The organism is Vibrio sp. 1249-1 (assembly GCF_033340495.1).
The window spans coordinates 1-619 of the sequence record NZ_JAWOWJ010000752.1 but is presented as its reverse complement, the minus strand read 5'-3'; the positions used below and the strand labels follow the sequence as shown (position 1 = coordinate 619).

Genomic DNA, 619 nt, shown 5'->3' with positions numbered 1-619 from the left:
TACTGAATCCATCGATTTACACTGCTTGGACATGGCAGTGCGCACCGAGATAGGTGGTAAGAAATATCGTTGTCCGCTAGCCAGAAAAGCAGACGAGTTTGTGAGAGGGGCGAAAAAATAGTCTAACCGATCGCCTTTTAAATGTAACTAGTTGGTTATGAACTGAATTGAAATATCCCATTTATTGGATTTGTCATGTCCGAGCCACAAAAGCGTAAACCAGCAAAGTGACAATAAAAAATCGTGTTTCGCTGTCTAATTGCAGGAAAAATTACTTTTAGAGAATAGAAATAATCGCGAAAACAGCAAAACTGAAGTTAACAATAAATTTACAATCTCTCCATTCTAGAGATAAGGAATATATTGGATGCTATTACACGAATCAGTACCCCAATTTGCTGATGGGAAAGAAGAAAGCACACAAAGTGCTCTGCGCCAAACCGCAAACTGCGTAGTGATGGTGCCACCGAAAGAGTTTCGTTTTAATGAAGAAACGGCGCAAGACAATGAGTTTCAGCATCAGGTGTCATTGAGCCAGAAAGAAGTATCACGAAAAACCATGGCTGAATTTTCGGCAATGGTTGCCACGTTGCGCCAAGAAGGAGTGCAAGTGGTGGAA

Annotated in this window: 1 protein-coding gene; it reads left to right on the top strand. The window is 41.2% G+C overall.

Going from position 1 to position 619, the window contains the following annotated elements:
- Nucleotides 1-367: 367 nt before the first annotated feature.
- Nucleotides 368-619, top strand: a 252-nt coding sequence (locus R7Z50_RS28725) for an arginine deiminase-related protein (RefSeq protein ID WP_318149912.1), incomplete at its 3' end; no start/stop codon positions are given.